The following is an 18969-nucleotide window of genomic DNA, read 5'->3' as shown; positions in this document are numbered from 1 at the left end:
AGGTGTGGACATGATCCCCATCAGGAGGCAATAGAAATGGGTCTGTCGTCAGCGCTTTCCATGGCCCTTTCCGGGCTGAACGCGAATCAGCGCGGACTTCAGCTTGCGGCAACCAATGTTGCCAATGCCGATACACCAGGCTACACCGCAAAGACGCTTGATCAGTCATCAATCGTTCAGAACGGCCGGGTTATCGGCCTTGAATCGACCCGTATACAGCGCTCTCTTGATGAGGCGATACAGGCACAGCTGCGCACGCAAAGTGCCAGCAGCACATATGCAGACCGGATCAGTTCCTACCAGTCACGGCTTGATGAACTGCTGGGAACACCGGGCAGCAGCAACGGGATTGATGCCCTGTTGAGCAATTTTACCGGTGCGTTGGAAGGACTATCCACAACTCCGGAGAGCTATGTGACCCGGGCGGAGGCTCTGACGTCCGGCCGGGTGCTTGCAAGCCAGCTCAACAGTCTGAGTGCCGATATCCAGGCGATGCGCCAGGAAAATGAGACTTTCATGCGCAATGGTGTGGATGAAATGAACGCTGCACTGCAGAATATCAAACGCATCAACGACCAGATCCTGACCAACTCCACCAGCGCGAGCGGCACTGCGGATCTTCAGGACCAGCGGGATATCTATATCGATCAGTTGTCGCACTATATGGATGTGCGCGTTGCGGAAAATGACCGGGGGGGCGTGCGGATCACCACGTCAGGAGGAGCCAGCCTGTTTGACGGTATACCTGTTGTCCTGGAATTTGACGGACGCAGCCAGATGACGCCGCAGGCCGGATACAGCATCAATCCGGATGAACGCAGCGTTGGCACAATCAGCATGACCAGCATCAGCGGATCCAAGGTGGATCTGTTGCAGCCGGGCCTGCTGCGCGGTGGCGCGATTGCCGCCGCACGCGATCTCAGAGATGGTATTCTGGTCGAAGCACAGGCACAACTGGATCAGTTTGCATCGGCGATGGCTTCGGCGATGGGCAACCGCAGCGAGCCGGGGAACGCAGTCACATCGGGAACACAAGCCGGATTCGATCTGGACCTGAGTGGGCTGCAGCCGGGAAATGTCGCAAGCTTCAGCTACACTGATGCTACCAGCGGCAAGACCAGTACGGTGAGCTTTGTGCGGGTCGATGACCCCGCGTCTCTGCCCCTGTCCGGCAGTTTCACCGGACGAACTGATGACAGCGTTGTCGGGCTGGATTTTTCTGGTGGCATGGGGTCTGTCGCAGCGCAGATGCAATCGGTGCTCGGAGGCCGGTTTCAGGTTTCCGATGAGGGTGGCAATACCATCAGAATACTTGATGACGGCGTGGTTAATGCGGTTGATATTGTCAGCGTTAATGCTGAAATCAGTACTGCATCCCTGACCGGTGAAGGGGTAGCGCTGCCGTTCTTTGTTGACAGCGGGGGCAAACCCTTCTCCAATTCCGTTGACGGGAGAGTGCAATTTACCGGATTTGCAAGCCGCATCACGGTGAACGCAAACCTGATCGAAGACAATTCACGGCTTGTCGTCTATGACACCAGCCCGGCGACGCTGGATGGCGATTCCACGCGCCCGCTGTTTATGTTCGATGCGCTCACCAGTTCTGTAAATTCCTTTACCGCTGATGGCGGTATAGGCACTACCTCCGCGCCGTTCACCGGAACGCTTGGATCATTCGTCAATCAGATCATTTCGGTTCGTGGTGCTGAGGCTGCGCAGGCTACGAGCAATGCGAACAGCCAGCGCAGCGTCGTCAATATTCTGGAAAACCGTTTCGCAGAGGGAACCGAAGTCTCAATTGATGCCGAGATGGCCCGACTGGTCGAATTGCAGACGTCCTATGCAGCAAATGCCCGTGTCATGCAGGTGGTTCAGGAACTGCTGGCCGCGGTCTTGAGGATATAACATGGTTGATCCACTTGTCGGTTCGCGCTCGTCCGGTGTTGTCCGGGAAATTATCCAGTTGCGCCGGGGCATGCAGGGGCTGGAGCAGCAGCTTGCAACGGGGCGGAAATCGCAAACTTATGCCGGCCTTGGCACGCAACGCAGCCTGTCTGTCGCGTTTCGCGGTGATCTGGCGCGGTTTGAATCCTATCACTCGAGCATAACGCTGGTGGAACTGCGGTTGAGCATTACCGACCAAGTCCTGACCCGTCTGGATGGCGTCGCCACCGAGGCGCGCGGCAGCATGGATCCCAATATTTACCAGCTACTGGGTGACGGCCGGACTCAGGGCCAGGCCACAGCCTATAATCTTCTTGGCGAAACCTTGTCGATGCTCAATTCCGAAGCCGGCGGGCGGCATCTGTTTGCCGGCAAGGATGTTACCGGCAAGCCGGTTGAAACCATCAATGCAATTATGGATGGTGAGGGCAATCGTGCCGGCTTTGTACAGCACCGCAATGAAAGATTGCTGGCCGATAGCGGTGACAGCGGCACCGGGCGACTTGACATCAGCCAGCCGGCAGCAAACCAGGTGCGACTGGCTGAAGATGGCGTGCATCCGTTCGGGTTGAAGATCGGCAGCGTCAACAATGGTCTCAGCAGTACGGTGGTTGCCGGGCCATCGGGAACACCATCCACATTCGACATCGATTTTACAGCTCAGCCTGGTGCGGGTCAGACATTGAAAATCAATCTGATCCTGCCGGACGGCACTTCCAAGAGCGTCGAGTTGGTCGCAGCCGGAGCGGGGCAGGGCGGCGATGGCAAATTTGAAATCGGAGCGAGCGCGGATGAGACGGCAGCGAATTTAGCAGCCGCACTGACGGACAGCCTGCGGAAAGTCAGCAGAATCGAGCTGGGTGCCGCCTCGGCGATGGCAGCGGGCACCGACTTTTTTGACACTGCAAATGGCGGCGCACCGCAACGCATCGACGGACCGCCTTTCGCGACAGCAACGGCGCTGCGCGCGGGCACCGAAAGCGATACGGTGTTCTGGTACAAGGGTGACAATGGGACCGATCCGGCGCGCAATACTGCAACCGCGCGGATTGATGACGGGCTGACCATATCCTATGGCGCGCGGGCAAATGAGGAAGCTTTCCGGGTGCTGGTGCAGAATCTGGCGGTGTTTTCCAGCGGCACCTATACGGAAGGTAACCAGGATGATGAAAACCGGTACAGCATTCTGGCGGGGAAAACGCTGCAAAGTACCTCCTATCCGGCGGGTGTGCAGAAGCTGGAGCAGATTGCCGGAGAGCTGGGTGCGGCGCGCAGTGCGGCGAACAATGCCAGCAATCGCCATACCGTGAAATCGGGAACGCTGCAGACCCTGATCGACGGCATTGAAAGCGCGGATCTGAGTGAAGTCTCGGTCAGTCTGCTGACCCAGCAAACCAGGCTGGAAGCCAGCTATCGCGCGACTTCAATTCTGTTCAACATGTCTCTGGTGAACTATATTTAGCCGGCCGCTGACCAAGCGAGGCAGGCCTGGCCATAGCTGCAATGGCCGTCATATCGCTGCAGTTCGATAGAGTTGAACCGGCTTGCTCGGGGCGCGCTTGATGACGCCTTTCGCCTCCAGATCGAGTTGAACCGCCTTCAGCCACCATCCAGCTGTTTCTCCCATCGGAAAAAGGTTCTCCGGCAAGTGGGGCAGAAGCGCGGATTTCGCGTCAGGTACTTTCAGTCCAGGCGTCTGGTCCGGAAGAACAGCTAAAAGCGCGTCACGCATTGCTGAGTATTTGGCGCGGTTGACATTCACTGTTCGTCCCGGTGTGTTGACGTTTTCAATTTCAATCTTGGCGTCAAGCATCACCTGTCTCCTCGATTTGGAACTTCGGTGGTCCGGTAAAACGGCGGGGAATGCGCGTCGCTGCGGAACGCGCAAACCCGGTGAAATGACCCGTTAAACAGGAAACGGTCTAGCTGCGCAAACCGCCAGCTATTTCGCGATTTATGGAAATCAGAGTGCTCAGAGCCAAGGTATCGGACCGGGCTTCGGCGACGCGGGTCTGCTTGAAAACGAAAATACCAAGATTGGCAATATTTTCGCGGATATTCTTTGGCAGGGGGCTGTCTTCCTCGGTGACTGCGGTGACAAACAGGGTCCAGATTTTTTTGTTGTAGGCGAGTGCCTCGCGCATGGTGTCGCGATCCAGTATTTCATTATTCTTCAGGTCTTCAAGCCGGTGTGCCGCCTTCAGCAAAAGGCGCGCCTCCAACTGGCGCGGGCTAACGGTTGCCTGCTGTGTCTTCTGGTAAATCTGCGCTGCCTGTTGCATATGCCAGCAACTCCCCCTCATACGCTATCAGAGCTTTAGTTGCCCTGATTGCTTTGTACAATTCATTGGTTAATATGAGGTTATTTATTGTCTCTATGTAGCCGATAGTGCTGGGTGCGGCAGCTACTATCTCATTGATTAGTTTAAAATAATCAGAGTGATGCTGTTCAGGTGTGTCAGACAGATACATGGTCTGCACAACAAGCGAGACGCATTTTGCCGGCGTATCGGCGTGTTCCGGCAGGACGATGTCCTTGGCCCTCAAAATGGGCGTGTTTCCGTCGATTGTCAGTTTGGTGCGCTGCTCGCCATTGGTGATGACGCTTTTGCCGATAATCATCTTTTCAAAAGGCTTTAATTCAACACGTAGTGACATTGACCGGTCCTTTCGCGCCTGTTTACAGCAAAATGGAACGCATACCAAAAAGGCAGGTGCCTGGGCACCTGCCTTTTCAATGTTAGCCGATTTGCGGAGTTTAGAGCAACCGCAACACGTTCTGATCAGCCTGCGAGGCCAGTGACAGCGCTGTGGATGACAGGGACTGACGGGTCTGAAGCGACAACAGGTTCGCGCCTTCTTCGTTCAGATCTGCCAGTGTCAGATTGGCAGCACCTGTTTCCAGAGTGTTGATGGTCTCTTTGGTGAAGTTTTCACGGGTTTCCACCACAGACAGGTTCGAACCGAATTTGGAGGCCTGGGTCCGCAAGGTTGAGGTTGCCGTGTCCAGAGAGGCCAGTGTCGCTTCGATTGCACTGTCTGCATCGAATGCACCGGTTGCCACCGCGCTCAATCCAAGTCCGGCGCTGTCGAAAGACACACCGCCGATGGTCATGGAACTGGAGCCATCTTCGTTGAAGATAACTTTCAGATCATCGCCATCCAGGAGGTTCTTACCGTTGAAGCCGGCATCGTTTTTCAACTGGTCAATCTGGACCAGGAGTTCGTTGAAATCGTTTTCCAGTGACTCACGGCGGTTTGTGCCGCCGGTGACAGTTGCAGCTGTGGTGCCATCCGTAGTGCCGAGAAGTGAGGAGTCCGATGTACCGCCCACAACGATCGAATCGCTGGCTGCTGCCGAAGCGGCCGTCAGGGACAGATTTCCGGAGCTATCAACACTTGCCGTAACATCCGTCAGAGCACCAAGAGCCGTGTCCAGTTCAGCAAGGGTCGACACCTCACCGATACCGGTACCAAACACGATGGACTGGGTTGAGCCGCTGCCGATTGTTATATCGAGTGTTTGGTTTTGGCTGAAGCCCTGAGATAGCAGATTTGTGGCCGATGTGGTCGCATCAGACGTTCCCAACAGTGCCGAGTTGGACGTACCGCCGATTGTGATGCTGTCTTCCGTGTTGGAACCCAGAACCGAGAGGTTGCCGTTGGCGTCGATGCTGGCAGTCGCACCGGTAATTCCGCCGAGAGCTGCAGTCAGTTCGGCCAGAGTTGATACTTCACCGGAACCACCATCGGTTCCGAAAGTGATTGTCTGGACGCTGCCGCTACCAACCGTGATTTGCAGTGTTTCGCCTTGCGCGAAACCCTGAGATAGAAGGTTGGTGGCTGTTGTGGTTGCATCCGTTGTGCCCAGCAATGCCGAGTTGGACGTGCCACCGACTGTGATGCTGTCTTCGTTGTTTGAGCCGACGACAGACAGGTTGCCGCTGGAATCAACGCTGGCTGTTGCGCCGGTAACGCTGCCCAGTGCTGTGTTGAGTTCGGCCAGTGTGGAAACTTGCCCGGCACCATTGCCGAATGTAATTGTCTGAAGGCTGCCGCTTCCAACAGTGAGTTCCAGTGTCTCGTTAGCCGAGAAACCCTGGGACAGAAGGTTGGTGGCAGCATTGTTGCCAGCTGACAGCCCGAGTTCTGTCAGGGTGCCGCCCGTGGAACCTGCGCCAATATCAACGTCCGTATCAGCGTCAGCCCCGGTCAGAACCAACTGGTTTGATCCATCGACTGTGGCCGTCACACCTGTGGTGCCGGTCTCGGCATTAATCGCCGACAGGATGGCAGCCTGATTCTCGGTGCCAGCGAAGGTGATTGTGGTGCCGTTGATGACCAGATCACCTGCCGTGGCAGTCAGAGCGGAGGTGTCAGCAGTGCCGGTTACAGTACCGGCAGCGTCAGGCAGCAAGGTTGCGCCCGTTCCAGCGACCGTAGCCGGTGCGTCTGCCAGAAGGGCTGCACCTGACCCGGCCACCGATGCCGCTGCATCCGCCAGAAGCGATGCACCAGTTCCGGCGAGGCTCGCAGCGACATCTGTACCGCCAGTGATGCCAGAGGCAGTCTGCAATGCCTGACGAGCGGTCGCCTGAGCTGCTTCAACCAGATCGGTAATGGCAGAAATACCATTGTCAGCTGCTTCCAGTGTCTGTGTTGCGTTACCAACAGAGTCCAGAAGACGGCTCAAATCACTTGCGCGGCTGTTCAAAGATGAAGCCGTGAAAAAGTTTGTCGGATTATCCAAAGCCGAATTCACCTTGAGGCCCGTGGAGAGGCGCTCCTGTGTCTTCGTCAATAGATCTGATGTGCTCTGCAGGGAAAGCAGGTTGCCGCGTACGGCTCTGGAGAGGGTAATATCTGACCCCATGGTAGTGTCCTTTCTTGGAACTCAACAAAAGCAGCCCGCTTCTGGGGCGCGGTGGAAAGATGCCAAGAAAGGTTCTAATGCCAAGTTAACGGGGTGCAAAAATGCCGCACTCTGGTTCTAATGCTTCACAAAATGCAACCGATAGAGTGTGTTCAGATCAGATTGTAACCCACCAGGCCGTCCCAGATGAGTTTCAGTGAAACCAGCAGCAGCGCCGTATAGACAATGCGGTAGAACGCCGTTTGGCTGACTACTTTCACCAGCCATATACCAAGCAGCGTTGAGACAAAGGCCAGAGGCATCAGTACAGCGGAGGTGGTCAGATTGGTTGTATCCAACTGACCAAGGGCAAAATAGGGGATCAGTTTTATCGCGTTCATTACTGCGAAAAACATGACCGCGGTGCCGGCGAACAGGCGTCGATCCATCTTCAGCGGCAGGGTATAAAGCTGATAGGGCGGCGAGCCGGCATGGCTGACAAAGCTGGTATAGCCGGCGGCGAACCCGGCGGCGACTGCTTTCACCGGATTTCTTGGCTGGGGCTTTCCGTCATCGCTCCAGAAAAAATATTTTGCTGTAAACAGAAGTGTAATGACGCCAAGTAAAAATCGCAGCATAGCGTCATCAACATAAAGTGCTGTCGCCCAGCCCACAGTGATCCCGGCGATGCCGGCCGGCAGCATGTCGATCAGCAACTGGCGGTCAAATACGCCCCAATATGAGCGGATCGCGACCACATCCATGACCAAAAGGATTGGCAGCATGATAGCTGCAGACTGAACCGGCGAAATGACGAGGGACATGATCGGCACGCCGAATAATGCAATTGCGCCAAGGCCGCCTTTTGAGATGCCCACAAACAGAACTGCCGGAATCGCAGCCAGGTAAAAAATCGGATCGGAAATCATTTGCCTTTCATGCCCGCAGACGAAATTGCGCGCAAGCCCTGAGATGCTGTTCAGGTTGAATTTTCACATCAATTTCAAAACTGATACGAATTGTATCAGCGCCAATGCGGACAGGACATGATGCGGTCCGGTTATGCGTGGCTGAACCGGGGACAGAATTGATAAACCAATCAGGCCAATGCCCTCCGGCAACCTGCACTTAAGCAGTGAGAAAATCGAATTAATCTGTTTTGAGTTAATTTTCATATTATAGGGTTATTGATGGTGGGTTAACTGAAATAGAGTTAAACTAAATTTTTATCAACTTTGCATGGCAGATCGATCGCAATCAGCCGGCATTTCGACATCGATCCATCCGGGTGCGTTTCCACCAAGGTTGAGTAGACAGGCGGCGGTTGCCCTCTTAGTGTCTCTGTCATATCGGACGCGCCGATACGGAGCCAATACGGGGGAGGGTTGAGCCTGTGAGCAGCCGCTATTTTGATGTCTATGACGCCTGGAAAACAGACCCGGAAGCTTTCTGGCTAGAGGCGGCGGAGGAGATCGACTGGTTCACTGCGCCCCGCACAGCTTTCGATAACACACTTGGTGTTTATGGCCACTGGTACCCTGATGCCGTGGCAAACACCTGTTATAATTGTGTTGACCGGCATGCAGATGGGGGAAGGTCCGGCCAGGCAGCGATCATCTATGACAGTGCAGTAACGAACAGCAAACGTGTCATCAGTTTTGCCGAATTGAAACAGGAAGTTTCGGCATTGGGAGCGGTTCTGCAGGAGCAGGGTGTTGCGCCAGGCGACCGTGTGGTGATCTACATGCCGATGGTTCCCGAAGCCGTGATTGCGATGCTGGCCTGCGCCCGGATTGGTGCCGTTCACTCGGTGGTGTTTGGCGGATTTGCTGCCAGCGAACTGGCAAAACGCATCAATGATTGCCAACCCAAAATCATCATCAGTGCATCTTGCGGGATCGAACCCAGCAGGATCATCGCCTATAAGCCGCTGCTCGATGAAGCCGTGGCGATGGCCGATCACAAGCCTGGCTGTTGCCTGATCCTGCAACGCGAGCAGCAGACTGCAAGCCTGATTGAGGGACGCGATCTGGATTATGACAGGGCGGTAACGGCGGCGAAAGCGCAAAACAAGACCAGCGACTGCGTCGCGCTGAAGGCGACAGATCCACTTTACATACTCTACACCTCCGGCACCACCGGCCAGCCGAAAGGTGTGGTCCGCGACAATGGCGGCCACATGGTTGCGATGAACTGGTCGATGTCGGCGATCTACGACATGGCCCCTGGTGATGTCTTCTGGGCAGCGTCGGATGTGGGCTGGGTGGTCGGGCATTCCTATATTGTCTATGCCCCGCTGCTGCGCGGCTGCACCACATTGCTGTTTGAGGGAAAGCCGGTTGGCACGCCCGATGCCGGGACATTCTGGCGCGTCATTGAAGAGCACAAGGTGGCGGCGCTGTTTACGGCTCCGACAGCATTCCGGGCCATCAAGAAGGAAGATCCGAAAGGCTTGCACCTGGAGCGTTATGACATTTCCAGCCTGCGCACCTTGTTCCTTGCCGGAGAACGCGCAGACCCGGATACGATCCAGTGGGCGCAGGATCATCTCGGTGTGCCTGTGATTGACCACTGGTGGCAGACGGAAACCGGTTGGGCGATAGCGGGTAATCCGGTTGGCCTCGGGGCGCTCCCGGTGAAGAAAGGCTCACCTTCAGTGCCGATGCCGGGCTATGATGTGCGGGTTCTGGACGATGAAGGCCATCCGGTCGAATGCGGGGTTCTGGGCAATATCGTGGTGAAGCTGCCGTTGCCTCCTTCCTGCCTGCCGACATTGTGGCACGCTGAAGAACGTTTCAGGCAGGCCTATCTGGATGATTTTCCGGGCTTTTATAAAACCGCCGATGCCGGTTTTGTCGATGAAGATGGCTACCTTTTCATCATGTCCCGAACCGACGACATCATCAATGTCGCAGGGCACAGATTGTCCACCGGCGGAATGGAAGAAGCCGTTGCCAACCATCCCGACGTTGCCGAATGCGCTGTGGTCGGCGTGAAGGACGCGTTGAAAGGCCAGTTGCCGATGGGGTTCCTGATCCTGAATTCCGGCGTCGACCGGCCAAGCGCTGACATCGAGGCGGAAGTGGTAAAACTGGTGCGGGACACAATCGGTCCGGTGGCTGCCTTCAAGAATGTGGTGACGGTCTCGCGGCTGCCGAAAACCCGGTCGGGCAAAATTCTGCGGGCGATTATGCAGAAACTTGCCGAGGGGGAGCCCTTTACCATTCCTGCGACCATTGACGACCCGGCCATCGTCGACGAAATCGCCGCCGTTCTTGCAAAAAGCTGAATGCGGACCGGCAAACCCGGTTCTTGAATTTACAAGCGGAAAACGGCATGGTCGCGCTTTGCTGTGCAGATATAGGATTTTTCATGATCTTGGATGACAAGACAGCCATCATAACCGGCGGCGCCAAAGGTATCGGGCGGGCCTGCGCCCGCCGCTTTCTGGAAATGGGTGCCTGTGTGGTCATCGCAGATGTCGATGAAAAGGCTGGCAATGCCGCCGAAAAGGCCATGTCGGAACTGGGTGATGTGCAATTTATCCTTTGTGATGTGGGAGACCGGCTGTCGGTGCGCAATCTGATGGCCGCTACGCTGGACAGGTTCAACGCTGTTGATATTCTGGTCAACAATGCCGGAATCATCCATGGCGACGATTTTCTGGATATTTCCGAAGAAGATTTCGACCGGGTGATGCGGGTCAATCTGAAAGGTGCCTTTCTGTGCGGGCAGGCAGCTGCTCGGCAGATGGTGGATCAGATTGAACAGGGCCGGGTGCCGGGTTCAATCATCAATATGTCCAGCATCAACGCACAGGTGGCGATCGCGACTCAGGTGCCATACTCGATTTCCAAAGGTGGCATTCAGCAACTGACAAAGGTGATGGCGCTATCGCTGGCTGCACACGGGATTCGCGTCAATGCGATTGGTCCAGGGTCCATCAACACCGATATACTGGCGGCCGTAAACGATGATGCCGCGGCGAAAACGCGTATCCTGTCACGAACTCCAATGGGGCGGATTGGGGAGGCGTCGGAAATCGCTTCCATCGCAGCCTTTCTGGCCTCCGATGATGCAAGTTATATCACCGGTCAAACGATTTACGCCGATGGTGGCCGGCTGGCGCTGAATTACACTGTCGAAGTGGACGAGACATAATCCGGCCACCCGGCTGGGCGCTGGATCGATATCCGCTCAACCTCCGTTTCAGGCTGCTGCGTGGCCGGGGGACCATATGTCAGTCTCCAAATTTGGAAATCTGAAAAGCGATCAACCTTGCATCAGGCGCGCTGGACCACGACACGACATCCACAGCGATTGTCCGGTCACGCTTCGGTCTAGGGTCTGTGCAGGTTCATTTGCCTATCTCATCATGCCGATTGTGAAAACAGTCGCGGCTGCCATTCAGACCGCTTGCGATTGTGCAGTGCAATATGCCATAGTGGCATTACTCAGTTTTGAAAGGCATATGCCATGACGGGAACCATCATTACCATTGCCCAGCAAAAGGGTGGCTCGGGAAAAACCACCCTGACGGCGCATATGGCTGCGGCCGCGCTGCTGTCAAAAAAAGGCGCTTCCGTTGCGCTGCTTGATATTGATCCGCAGGGCAGTCTGGGAGAATGGTTTGAAGCCCGCGAGGAAGCCCTGGGTGAACAGGGGGCCGGGTTCAGTTTCCGCACAGCCAGTGGCTGGGGCGCGCGGCGTGAAGCCCGGGCCATGGCGCGGGACCACGACTTTGTTTTTGCCGATACGCCGCCAAAATCGGACCGCGAGGCACAGCCTGCAATCGAGGCCGCATCTCTGGTTCTGGTTCCCATGCAACCCTCTCCGGTCGACCTTTGGGCCACTCAGCTGACACTCGATCTTGCCGCAAAAGAGCGGGTTCCGGCGCTGGTTGTTGTCAACCGGGTGCCGCCACGCGCAAAACTCACCGGCGAGGTTCTGGAGGTGCTGAACGGCTACGGTCCGACTGTCGCAAAGACGATGCTCGGTAACCGTACTGCCTATGCGGCGGCCATGGGAAAGGGTAGTTCTGTTCTGGAAAGCGGCAGTAACAAACTTGCCATTGAGGAAATTTGGGCCCTGTTCAAGGAAATCCAAAAAGCCTTGAAGGAATAAGCCGGAAGCCAGAAGCCAGAAGCTCCTCTTCGTTCGAAGAGGAGCGATCAAGGTGGCAGAGAGACCTACTTGCTGTCGTCGTCGCTTTTCAGGTTTTTCAACTTGGCAAAAACCGCATCGGCGTCAAGTTCTTTTTCCTCATCCGCAGCAGCTGGCATGGGCGCACCGCCGAACAGGGCGGCACCGGCTCTTTCCAAAGCGTCCAGCGAAGTGGTTTCTTCCGGAGACAACAATGTTGCGCCTTGTTCTTCCTCCGGTTTGGCCGGTGCGTCCTTGGAGGATTTGGTGACTTCCATATCCAGATCAATCTGGCTGCTCAGCCCGAGCGTTACCGGATCCATTGGCGTCAGATTGGCCGAATTCCAGTGGCTGCGGTCACGGATGGCTGCGATGGTGGGTTTGGTTGTGCCGACAAGCCGGATGATCTGGGAATCTTTCAATTCCGGATGGTTGCGCACCAGCCACAAGATGGCATTCGGCCGGTCCTGGCGGCGCGATACAGGTGTATAGCGCGGCGCGCGGCGCTTGCTTTCCGGCACGCGCACCTTTGGTGCGGACAAGACCAGCCGATAGGCCGGATCGTTCTGCGCCTTTTCAATTTCCTCGCGGGTCAGCTGGCCGGTCTGAATCGGATCCAGTCCCTTGATTCCCTGAGCGAATTCGCCATCGGCAATCGATTTTACTTCCAGCGGATGCAGCTTGCAGAACGCAGAAATCTGATCGAAAGAGAGTGCTGTATTGTCAACCAGCCAGACGGCGGTGGCTTTGGGCATCAAAAGAGTGTTGGCCATGGCATTTCCTCAGTTTTGTGATCGGTATAGCGGACAGGTTTATCCGCTCGCCGCCCCTCCCTTTCCAGGACCGGGGGCACCGCATCGAACAATCATGTTGATGGGAATTTTGCCCTGTATACGGCGGTTTTGCCTCGGGCGCAATGAGCCTGTGCCACCGGCAGCGGATTTTGTCACCCGCTGCCGGTTTCATTCCTGTTTGCCAATCATCCGGCTGCGGAGACGATCAGAACAATTTTTCCGATGTGATCGCCAGCTTCCATATGGGCATGGGCGGCGGCCGCTTCCTGCAATGCAAATGTTGCATCGATCTGTGGCATCACCCTGCCGCTGGCTATCAGTGGCCAGACTTCGCGTTCCAGTTCTTCCGCAATGCGGGTCTTCGCCTCAATCGATTGCGGCCGCAGTGTCGAGCCGGTATGTGTCAGGCGCTTGATCATGAGGCGGCGGAAATCAACTTCCGCAATCGCCCCGTTCAGAAAGGCGATCTGGACGATGCGGCCCTCAATGGCCGCAGCTTTGTAATTGCGGTCAATATAATCGCCGCCGACCATATCGAGAATGACATTGGCGCCGGAACCGCCGGTGATACTGTCAACGGCATCGACATAATCGGTGGTCTGATAATTGATCGCGTGGTCCGCACCAAGTGCCTTGCAGGCGGCGCATTTTTCGTCCGATCCGGCGGTGGCGATGACGCTCGCTCCGCGTGCCTTGGCAATCTGGATAGCGGTGGTTCCGATCCCGGAACTGCCGCCGTGAACCAGCAGGGTTTCGCCGCTTTGCAGATCGCCGCGTTTAAAGACATTGGTCCAGACGGTAAAAAATGTTTCCGGCAGGGCGGCGGCTTGCGTAAACCCCAGGCCCTGCGGAACAGGCAAGACATGGCCTTCGGCAACGGCGACATATTCGGCATAGCCACCGCCCGGACACAGCGCGCAGACCTTGTCGCCAATTGCGTAGCGGCTGGTGCCGCGGCCCAGTTTGACGATGGTGCCGGAGACTTCCAGGCCCGGCAGATCAGAGGCGCCTTTCGGGGCGGGATAGGCACCCTGGCGCTGCAGCACATCAGGCCGGTTCACGCCGGCTGCCGCGACTTTGATGAGAACTTCGCCCTCATGGGGTACTTCTATTCGCCGTTGTTCGGGTTTCAAAACTTCCGGCGGGCCGGGTTCCGAGATGGCGATGACGGTCATGATTTCCGGCAGAGCATCGGGCACAGATGATGACATTTCAGAATTCCTCGTTTTATGATGCGCCACAGTGTCAAAGCGATATCGGTGTGGTCAAGCGGGGAGAGGAATATGGCGCGTTATGATGAAGAGGGCCGCAGGATTAAAGCTCCGGTCCATGCAGTCGGCGAGGATCTGGCCGATTTGTCGGTGGAGGAATTGCAGGACCGCATTGCCGCGCTGAAACAGGAAATCGTCAGGACGGAAGAACTGATCAAGGGCAAGAGCGGCTCGATTGCCGCTGCCGAGGCGTTTTTCAAAAGTTGACTGCAGTCGGTCATCGCCGTTGTAACGCCGGTTCTGTATTCAGTTGCGGCGTCGCTTCGCGCTGCGTTGCTCCGAATCAGGGTTTGCCGCATAACAGGCAGCGCAACGAGAATTCAGGATGCAGATCATGATCGGCAAGCTTAAAGGCAGCATTGATTCCTATGGCGACGACTGGGTCATTATTGATGTCCACGGAGTCGGCTATCAGGTGCATGCTTCAACAACCACGCTCCAGGCGCTGCCGCAGGTTGGGGAGGCGGCTGTGCTGTTTATCGAAACCCATGTGCGTGAGACGGAAATCAAGCTGTTCGGATTTGCCAGCGGCACCGAGCGTGAGTGGTTTCGCCTGTTGATGACGGTGCAGGGGGTTGGTGCCAAGGTCGCGCTGGCGGTGCTCAGCACCTTGAGTGCCAGTGATCTGGCGTCGGCCATCGCCCTGCAGGACAAGGCGATGGTTTCACGGGCTCCGGGCGTCGGCCCGAAAGTGGCGCAACGTATTGTCGCCGAATTGAAAGACAAATCGCCGGCGCTGACAGGCGCGGTATCAGCCGAATTAAGTCTACAGAGCGATTTGGGAAAGGGTGTCGCCGCGGCTCCGGTTGCAGATGCCGTCTCTGCCCTGGTGAATCTGGGATATGCCCAGGCCCAGGCCAGCGCTGCGCTGGCGCGCATCGTGGCACGCGAGGGAGCGGCTGTGGATGCCCAGACTCTGATCCGGCTCGGGCTGAAGGAACTCAGTGGCGGATAGAGCTTCAGGTTGAGCGCACTGCTTTGCGTCCATCGTGCTTTGTATCTCGATCATCAAATAGTTCAGAATTGATGGAATGTGCTCTAAAAGCATTGCATGACTGATTCCTCCTCTTCAACAGACCGGGTCATCGCTCCTGATCCTCAAAACATGGACGATGCGGATTCCACCTTGCGGCCGCAGCGGCTGGCCGATTTTGTCGGTCAGGCTCAGGCGCGGTCAAACATGCAGGTGTTCATCGAGGCGGCGAAAACCCGCAATGAGCCGCTGGACCATGTGCTGTTTGTCGGACCACCCGGACTGGGCAAAACCACGCTGGCTCAGATTGTTTCCAGGGAATTGGGAGTGAATTTCCGGGCGACATCCGGCCCGGTGATCACCAAAGCCGGTGATCTGGCGGCGTTGCTGACTAATCTGGAAGAGCGCGACGTGCTGTTTATCGACGAAATCCATCGTCTCAGTCCGGCCGTGGAGGAAATTCTCTATCCGGCGATGGAGGATTTCCAACTGGATCTGATTATCGGGGAAGGGCCTGCCGCCCGTTCGGTACGGATTGATCTGGCGAAGTTTACGCTGGTTGCTGCGACGACGCGCATCGGTTTGCTGACAACACCCTTGCGCGACCGGTTCGGAATTCCGATCCGGCTGAATTTTTATACCGATGAAGAGCTGGAATATATTGTCACCCGTGGGGCGCGGCTGATGCAGGTTGCCATTTCCAAAGATGGCGCCGAGGAAATTGCCCGCCGCTCGCGCGGCACGCCGCGGATTGCTGGACGGCTGCTGCGCAGAGTGCGGGATTTTGCCATCGTGCAATCCGGCGGTGATATCACCCGGCAGGTTGCGGATGCGGCATTGCTGCAGCTGGAAGTTGATGCCGCCGGGATGGATGCGCTGGACCGGCGCTATATTGGAACCATTGCGGAAAATTTCGGCGGTGGGCCTGTCGGGATTGAGACGATCGCGGCCTCCCTGTCGGAACCGCGTGATGCAATTGAGGAAATCATCGAGCCTTATCTTATCCAGCAGGGCTATATTCAGCGCACGCCGCGCGGGCGGATGCTGACGCCAAAGGCCTTCCGGCATCTGGGCATGGCTGCGCCGCGGGAATTTGGCACACAACAGGCGGGCCTGTTTGAAGAGGGCAGATAAGTTTCTTGGCCAGCGAAATTCAAAATGAATTGAACCGTTGGAGCACCATTGATGGCACGATTGCCGACGGCGTGCATGAACGCGCAGTGCGAATTTATTTTGAGGACACAGATTTTTCCGGCGTGGTGTATCATGCCGCCTACCTGAAATTCATGGAGCGCGGGCGCAGCGATTTCATGCGCTGCCTCAAGCTCAGTCATGGCGCACTGGCGGAAAATGGCATGGCATTCGGGGTCGCCCATATGGACATCCGGTTTCGCGCCGGGGCCAGCATTGACGATCTGTTGCTTGTGCGCAGCGTAATCGTTGAGTTTTCCGGGGCACGGGCGGTGTTTCAACAATCCGTCCTGCGCGATGACATAACTCTTGTCGAGGCCAAAGTCACTGTGGCTCTGATCCGCGACGGCAGGCCACAAAGGCTGCCTGCGGACATTCAAACGCTTTTCAGAACTGTCTGCAGATCACAGTAATTTGGAACGGTGAACGGACCGGCGATGCTGTTCTTGGTCCGGTCGTTACGATAAATTAACCTTGATAAAGTCTTAATCAGCTTTGACCGGATGCGGAATCCTGTCGGAAGCGGTGCAGGCTTTTGTTGGCTTCCGGCGGTATTCGCGCCCTTATATTGACACAGTTTTTGAAGACACACGCTGGCTACGAATGCCCGACATTTGGAAGGCATCTGTTTGCCCGGTTGGAACGGCTTCTCAAGCACGCACTGAAGGAATACATAATCATGGAAGATCTTGGCCAGTCCGCGCTGAGTGCAGGGGCGAACATTTCGCTGTGGTCTCTGTTTATTCAGGCGCACCTGATCGTGAAAATTGTCATGATCGGGCTGATACTGGCATCGGTCTGGTGCTGGGCGATCATGATTGACAAAACAATCCTGTATCGCCGCGCAAAGGGCCAGATGGACAGGTTTGAACAGATTTTCTGGTCGGGCCAGTCGCTGGAAGAATTATACCGCACACTTTCGCAACGCAACAATACCGGGTCGGCAGCGCTGTTTGTCACCGCCATGCGCGAATGGAAACGCACTTATGAAGGCGGCGCACGGTCGATTGGCGGCCTGCAGATGCGTCTCGACAAGGTCATGGATGTTGCGATTGCGCAGCAGACCGAACGCTGGGAACAGCGATTGCTGATTTTGGCGACGGTCGGTTCGGCTGGCCCGTTCATCGGTCTGTTCGGTACCGTCTGGGGCATCATGACCAGTTTTCAGGCCATTGCCGCGGCGCAGACCACCAATCTGGCCGTAGTGGCACCGGGAATTGCCGAGGCGCTCCTGGCCACGGCACTTGGCCTGCTGGCAGCGATTCCAGCGGTTATCGCCTACAATAAATTCAGCAGCCAGCTAGGTCGCCTGACCACAAGGCTGGAAGGTTTTGCAGACGAATTCTCCGCCATTTTGTCGCGGCAAATGGATGAGAGGGCCTGATCGATGGGTGTCAACGTAAGTGGTGGCAGGCGATCAGGTGGGCGACGCCGGAACGGGCGTGGCCATCAGCCGCCGATGAGCGAAATCAACGTCACACCGATGGTCGATGTGATGCTGGTGCTGCTGATCATCTTCATGGTCGCAGCGCCGCTTCTGACCGTTGGTGTTCCGATTGATCTGCCGGAAACCAGGGCGCGGCAATTAAGTGGTGACACCGAACCGATCAGCATCTCGATCAATGCCGAGGGCGTTGTATTTCTTCAGGAAACTGAAATTCCGATTGACGAGATCGTCGAAAAGCTGACCGCGATTGCGAAGAACGGTTACGAGGAACGCATTTATGTGCGTGGCGACAGAAACACGGATTACGGTACAATCATGCAGTTAATGGGGACGATCAGCGCAGCCGGATTTACCCGGCTTGGCCTGGTCACCACTGAACGACAAGCGGGCAAGTAAGGCGATTTATACACTCTGATGAGAACCGGTCTGATCATTTCCAGTTTTGCCCATGTGGCCGTCCTGACCTGGGGGATGTTTGCCATGCCAGCGCCTGCGCGTCTGGAAGCACCGGATATTGACGCCCTGCCGATTGAAATTGTGCCGTTTGAAGAATTGTCACAAAAACGGGCAGGCGATCTGAAAGCCAAACCGGAAACGCCGCCGCCGGTCAAACCTGAACCGGTACCGCCGAAACCGGTAAAAACCGACAAGCCGGTGGAAAAACCGCAAGACCAGCCTGCGCCAAAGGTGGTTGAAGCAACGCCGCCACCAGCGCCAGCCCCTCCAGCGCCAGAGCCGGACCCTGTTGCTGAACCTGTTGAGCCGGAGCCTGCGCCGCCCGAACCGGTGGAAACCAAGCAGCCGGAAGTAGAGCCGGAACCTGCCAAGCAGTTGGCAAAAGCGCCGCCGCCGCGCAAAAAGCCCAAACCGCCGGCGCAGCCAACGCCTCCCAAACAGGAGGATTTCAGCAGTGACAAGATTGCTGCTCTGCTCAACAAACAGAAGCCGCAAGGCGCTGCACCGGAACCTGTACAACAGCAGCTTGGTGTCCAGGGTGGTGATAATTCAAATCAGCTCAGCCAGAATGAAATCGACTTTTTGCGCCGTCAGCTGGAAAGCTGCTGGAGTCTGCAGGCCGGTATGGAAGCGGCGGAAAGCATTGCAGTGCAGGTTCAGATGGTCCTCAATATTGACGGAAGCCTTGCCGGCGCGCCCCGGGTTATGAATTCCGGTCCGGGACTTTCGTTTCAGATCGCTGCGGAACGCGCCTTGCGTGCCGTCCAGGCCTGTGCACCCTATTCGTATATGCCACAGGAAAAATATGACACTTGGAGTGTGATCGAGTTCAACTTCGATCCTTCAAAAATGTTTCAGGGATGATGTTTATGCGCCACCAATATAAAGCCGTGATCGAC

19 protein-coding genes are annotated in these 18969 nt (G+C 56.3%); 12 read left to right on the top strand and 7 right to left on the bottom strand.

From position 1 onward, the window contains the following. The first annotated feature begins 36 nt into the window (after nt 1–36). Together flgK and RAL88_RS06825 are read left to right on the top strand one after the other, a co-directional pair. The gene (gene flgK, locus RAL88_RS06830; protein WP_306268225.1) at nt 37–1905 is read left to right on the top strand and encodes a flagellar hook-associated protein FlgK; all 1869 of its coding nucleotides are present in this window, start codon (nt 37–39) and stop codon (nt 1903–1905) included. Nucleotide 1906: 1 nt separating this feature from the next. Then, on the top strand, nt 1907–3406 hold the full coding sequence (locus tag RAL88_RS06825) for a flagellin (protein WP_306268224.1): 1500 nt from the start codon (nt 1907–1909) through the stop codon (nt 3404–3406). 48 nt (nt 3407–3454) lie between these two features. Here RAL88_RS06825 and RAL88_RS06820 read toward each other — a convergent pair whose 3' ends face one another. The 5 genes from RAL88_RS06820 to RAL88_RS06800 all read right to left on the bottom strand — a co-directional run bounded on the left by RAL88_RS06820 (nt 3455) and on the right by RAL88_RS06800 (nt 7725). Next, nucleotides 3455–3757 (bottom strand): hypothetical protein, encoded by a 303-nt coding sequence (locus RAL88_RS06820; RefSeq protein ID WP_306268222.1) that lies wholly within the window; start codon nt 3755–3757, stop codon nt 3455–3457. 109 nt (nt 3758–3866) lie between these two features. Then, nucleotides 3867–4226, bottom strand: coding sequence for a flagellar biosynthesis regulator FlaF (gene flaF / locus RAL88_RS06815; protein ID WP_306268221.1), 360 nt, complete (start codon nt 4224–4226; stop codon nt 3867–3869). After that, complete coding sequence (flbT, locus tag RAL88_RS06810) at nt 4177–4602, bottom strand: flagellar biosynthesis repressor FlbT (protein WP_306268220.1); 426 nt, start codon at nt 4600–4602, stop codon at nt 4177–4179. The genes flaF and flbT overlap by 50 nt, the downstream gene beginning before the upstream one ends. Nucleotides 4603–4702: 100 nt before the next feature. Further along, nucleotides 4703–6817 carry a flagellin gene (locus tag RAL88_RS06805; RefSeq protein WP_306268218.1) on the bottom strand — a complete coding sequence of 705 codons (2115 nt, stop codon included), beginning with the start codon at nt 6815–6817 and terminating at the stop codon, nt 4703–4705. A 152-nt stretch (nt 6818–6969) separates the two neighbouring features. Then, nucleotides 6970–7725, bottom strand: coding sequence for a sulfite exporter TauE/SafE family protein (locus tag RAL88_RS06800; RefSeq protein WP_306268217.1), 756 nt, complete (start codon nt 7723–7725; stop codon nt 6970–6972). A 464-nt stretch (nt 7726–8189) separates the two neighbouring features. Here RAL88_RS06800 and RAL88_RS06795 point away from each other — a divergent pair, with 464 nt between their 5' ends. From RAL88_RS06795 to parA, 3 genes are all read left to right on the top strand, one after another. After that, entirely contained in the window at nt 8190–10085 is a 1896-nt protein-coding gene (locus tag RAL88_RS06795) for a propionyl-CoA synthetase (protein WP_306268215.1), read from the top strand. A gap of 83 nt (nt 10086–10168) precedes the next feature. Next, on the top strand, nt 10169–10957 hold the full coding sequence (locus RAL88_RS06790; protein WP_306268213.1) for an SDR family NAD(P)-dependent oxidoreductase: 789 nt from the start codon (nt 10169–10171) through the stop codon (nt 10955–10957). Nucleotides 10958–11272: 315 nt separating this feature from the next. Further along, nucleotides 11273–11920 carry a ParA family partition ATPase gene (parA, locus tag RAL88_RS06785; RefSeq protein ID WP_306268212.1) on the top strand — a complete coding sequence of 216 codons (648 nt, stop codon included), beginning with the start codon at nt 11273–11275 and terminating at the stop codon, nt 11918–11920. Between the two features lie 65 nt (nt 11921–11985). On the opposite strand, the gene RAL88_RS06780 is transcribed toward parA, so the two are convergent. Together RAL88_RS06780 and RAL88_RS06775 are read right to left on the bottom strand one after the other, a co-directional pair. Beyond that, on the bottom strand, nt 11986–12711 hold the full coding sequence (locus RAL88_RS06780) for a DUF1013 domain-containing protein (protein ID WP_306268209.1): 726 nt from the start codon (nt 12709–12711) through the stop codon (nt 11986–11988). A 206-nt stretch (nt 12712–12917) separates the two neighbouring features. Beyond that, the gene (locus tag RAL88_RS06775; RefSeq protein WP_306268208.1) at nt 12918–13943 is read right to left on the bottom strand and encodes an NAD(P)H-quinone oxidoreductase; all 1026 of its coding nucleotides are present in this window, start codon (nt 13941–13943) and stop codon (nt 12918–12920) included. A gap of 72 nt (nt 13944–14015) precedes the next feature. On the opposite strand from RAL88_RS06775, the gene RAL88_RS06770 reads away from it, so the two are divergent. The 7 genes from RAL88_RS06770 to RAL88_RS06740 all read left to right on the top strand — a co-directional run bounded on the left by RAL88_RS06770 (nt 14016) and on the right by RAL88_RS06740 (nt 18934). Then, nucleotides 14016–14210 (top strand): DUF1192 domain-containing protein, encoded by a 195-nt coding sequence (locus tag RAL88_RS06770; RefSeq protein WP_306268206.1) that lies wholly within the window; start codon nt 14016–14018, stop codon nt 14208–14210. 127 nt (nt 14211–14337) lie between these two features. Further along, nucleotides 14338–14958: a Holliday junction branch migration protein RuvA gene (gene ruvA, locus RAL88_RS06765; protein WP_306268204.1), complete on the top strand. Its 621-nt coding sequence runs from the start codon at nt 14338–14340 to the stop codon at nt 14956–14958. 96 nt (nt 14959–15054) lie between these two features. Further along, nucleotides 15055–16110: a Holliday junction branch migration DNA helicase RuvB gene (gene ruvB / locus RAL88_RS06760; protein ID WP_306268202.1), complete on the top strand. Its 1056-nt coding sequence runs from the start codon at nt 15055–15057 to the stop codon at nt 16108–16110. Nucleotides 16111–16115: 5 nt separating this feature from the next. Further along, nucleotides 16116–16580 (top strand): YbgC/FadM family acyl-CoA thioesterase, encoded by a 465-nt coding sequence (locus RAL88_RS06755; protein WP_306268200.1) that lies wholly within the window; start codon nt 16116–16118, stop codon nt 16578–16580. A 266-nt stretch (nt 16581–16846) separates the two neighbouring features. Further along, a complete protein-coding gene (tolQ, locus tag RAL88_RS06750) occupies nt 16847–17551 on the top strand; it encodes a protein TolQ (RefSeq protein ID WP_306268198.1) in 705 nt (234 codons plus the stop codon). 3 nt (nt 17552–17554) lie between these two features. Further along, on the top strand, nt 17555–18010 hold the full coding sequence (gene tolR, locus RAL88_RS06745; protein WP_306268196.1) for a protein TolR: 456 nt from the start codon (nt 17555–17557) through the stop codon (nt 18008–18010). A gap of 18 nt (nt 18011–18028) precedes the next feature. Further along, complete coding sequence (locus tag RAL88_RS06740) at nt 18029–18934, top strand: cell envelope biogenesis protein TolA (RefSeq protein ID WP_306268194.1); 906 nt, start codon at nt 18029–18031, stop codon at nt 18932–18934. Nucleotides 18935–18969 lie beyond the last annotated feature (35 nt).

The organism is Pararhizobium sp. IMCC3301 (assembly GCF_030758315.1).
GTDB lineage: Bacteria > Pseudomonadota > Alphaproteobacteria > Rhizobiales.
The sequence above is the reverse complement of the archived record's forward strand: the minus strand, read 5'-3'. Positions and strand labels throughout refer to the sequence as shown.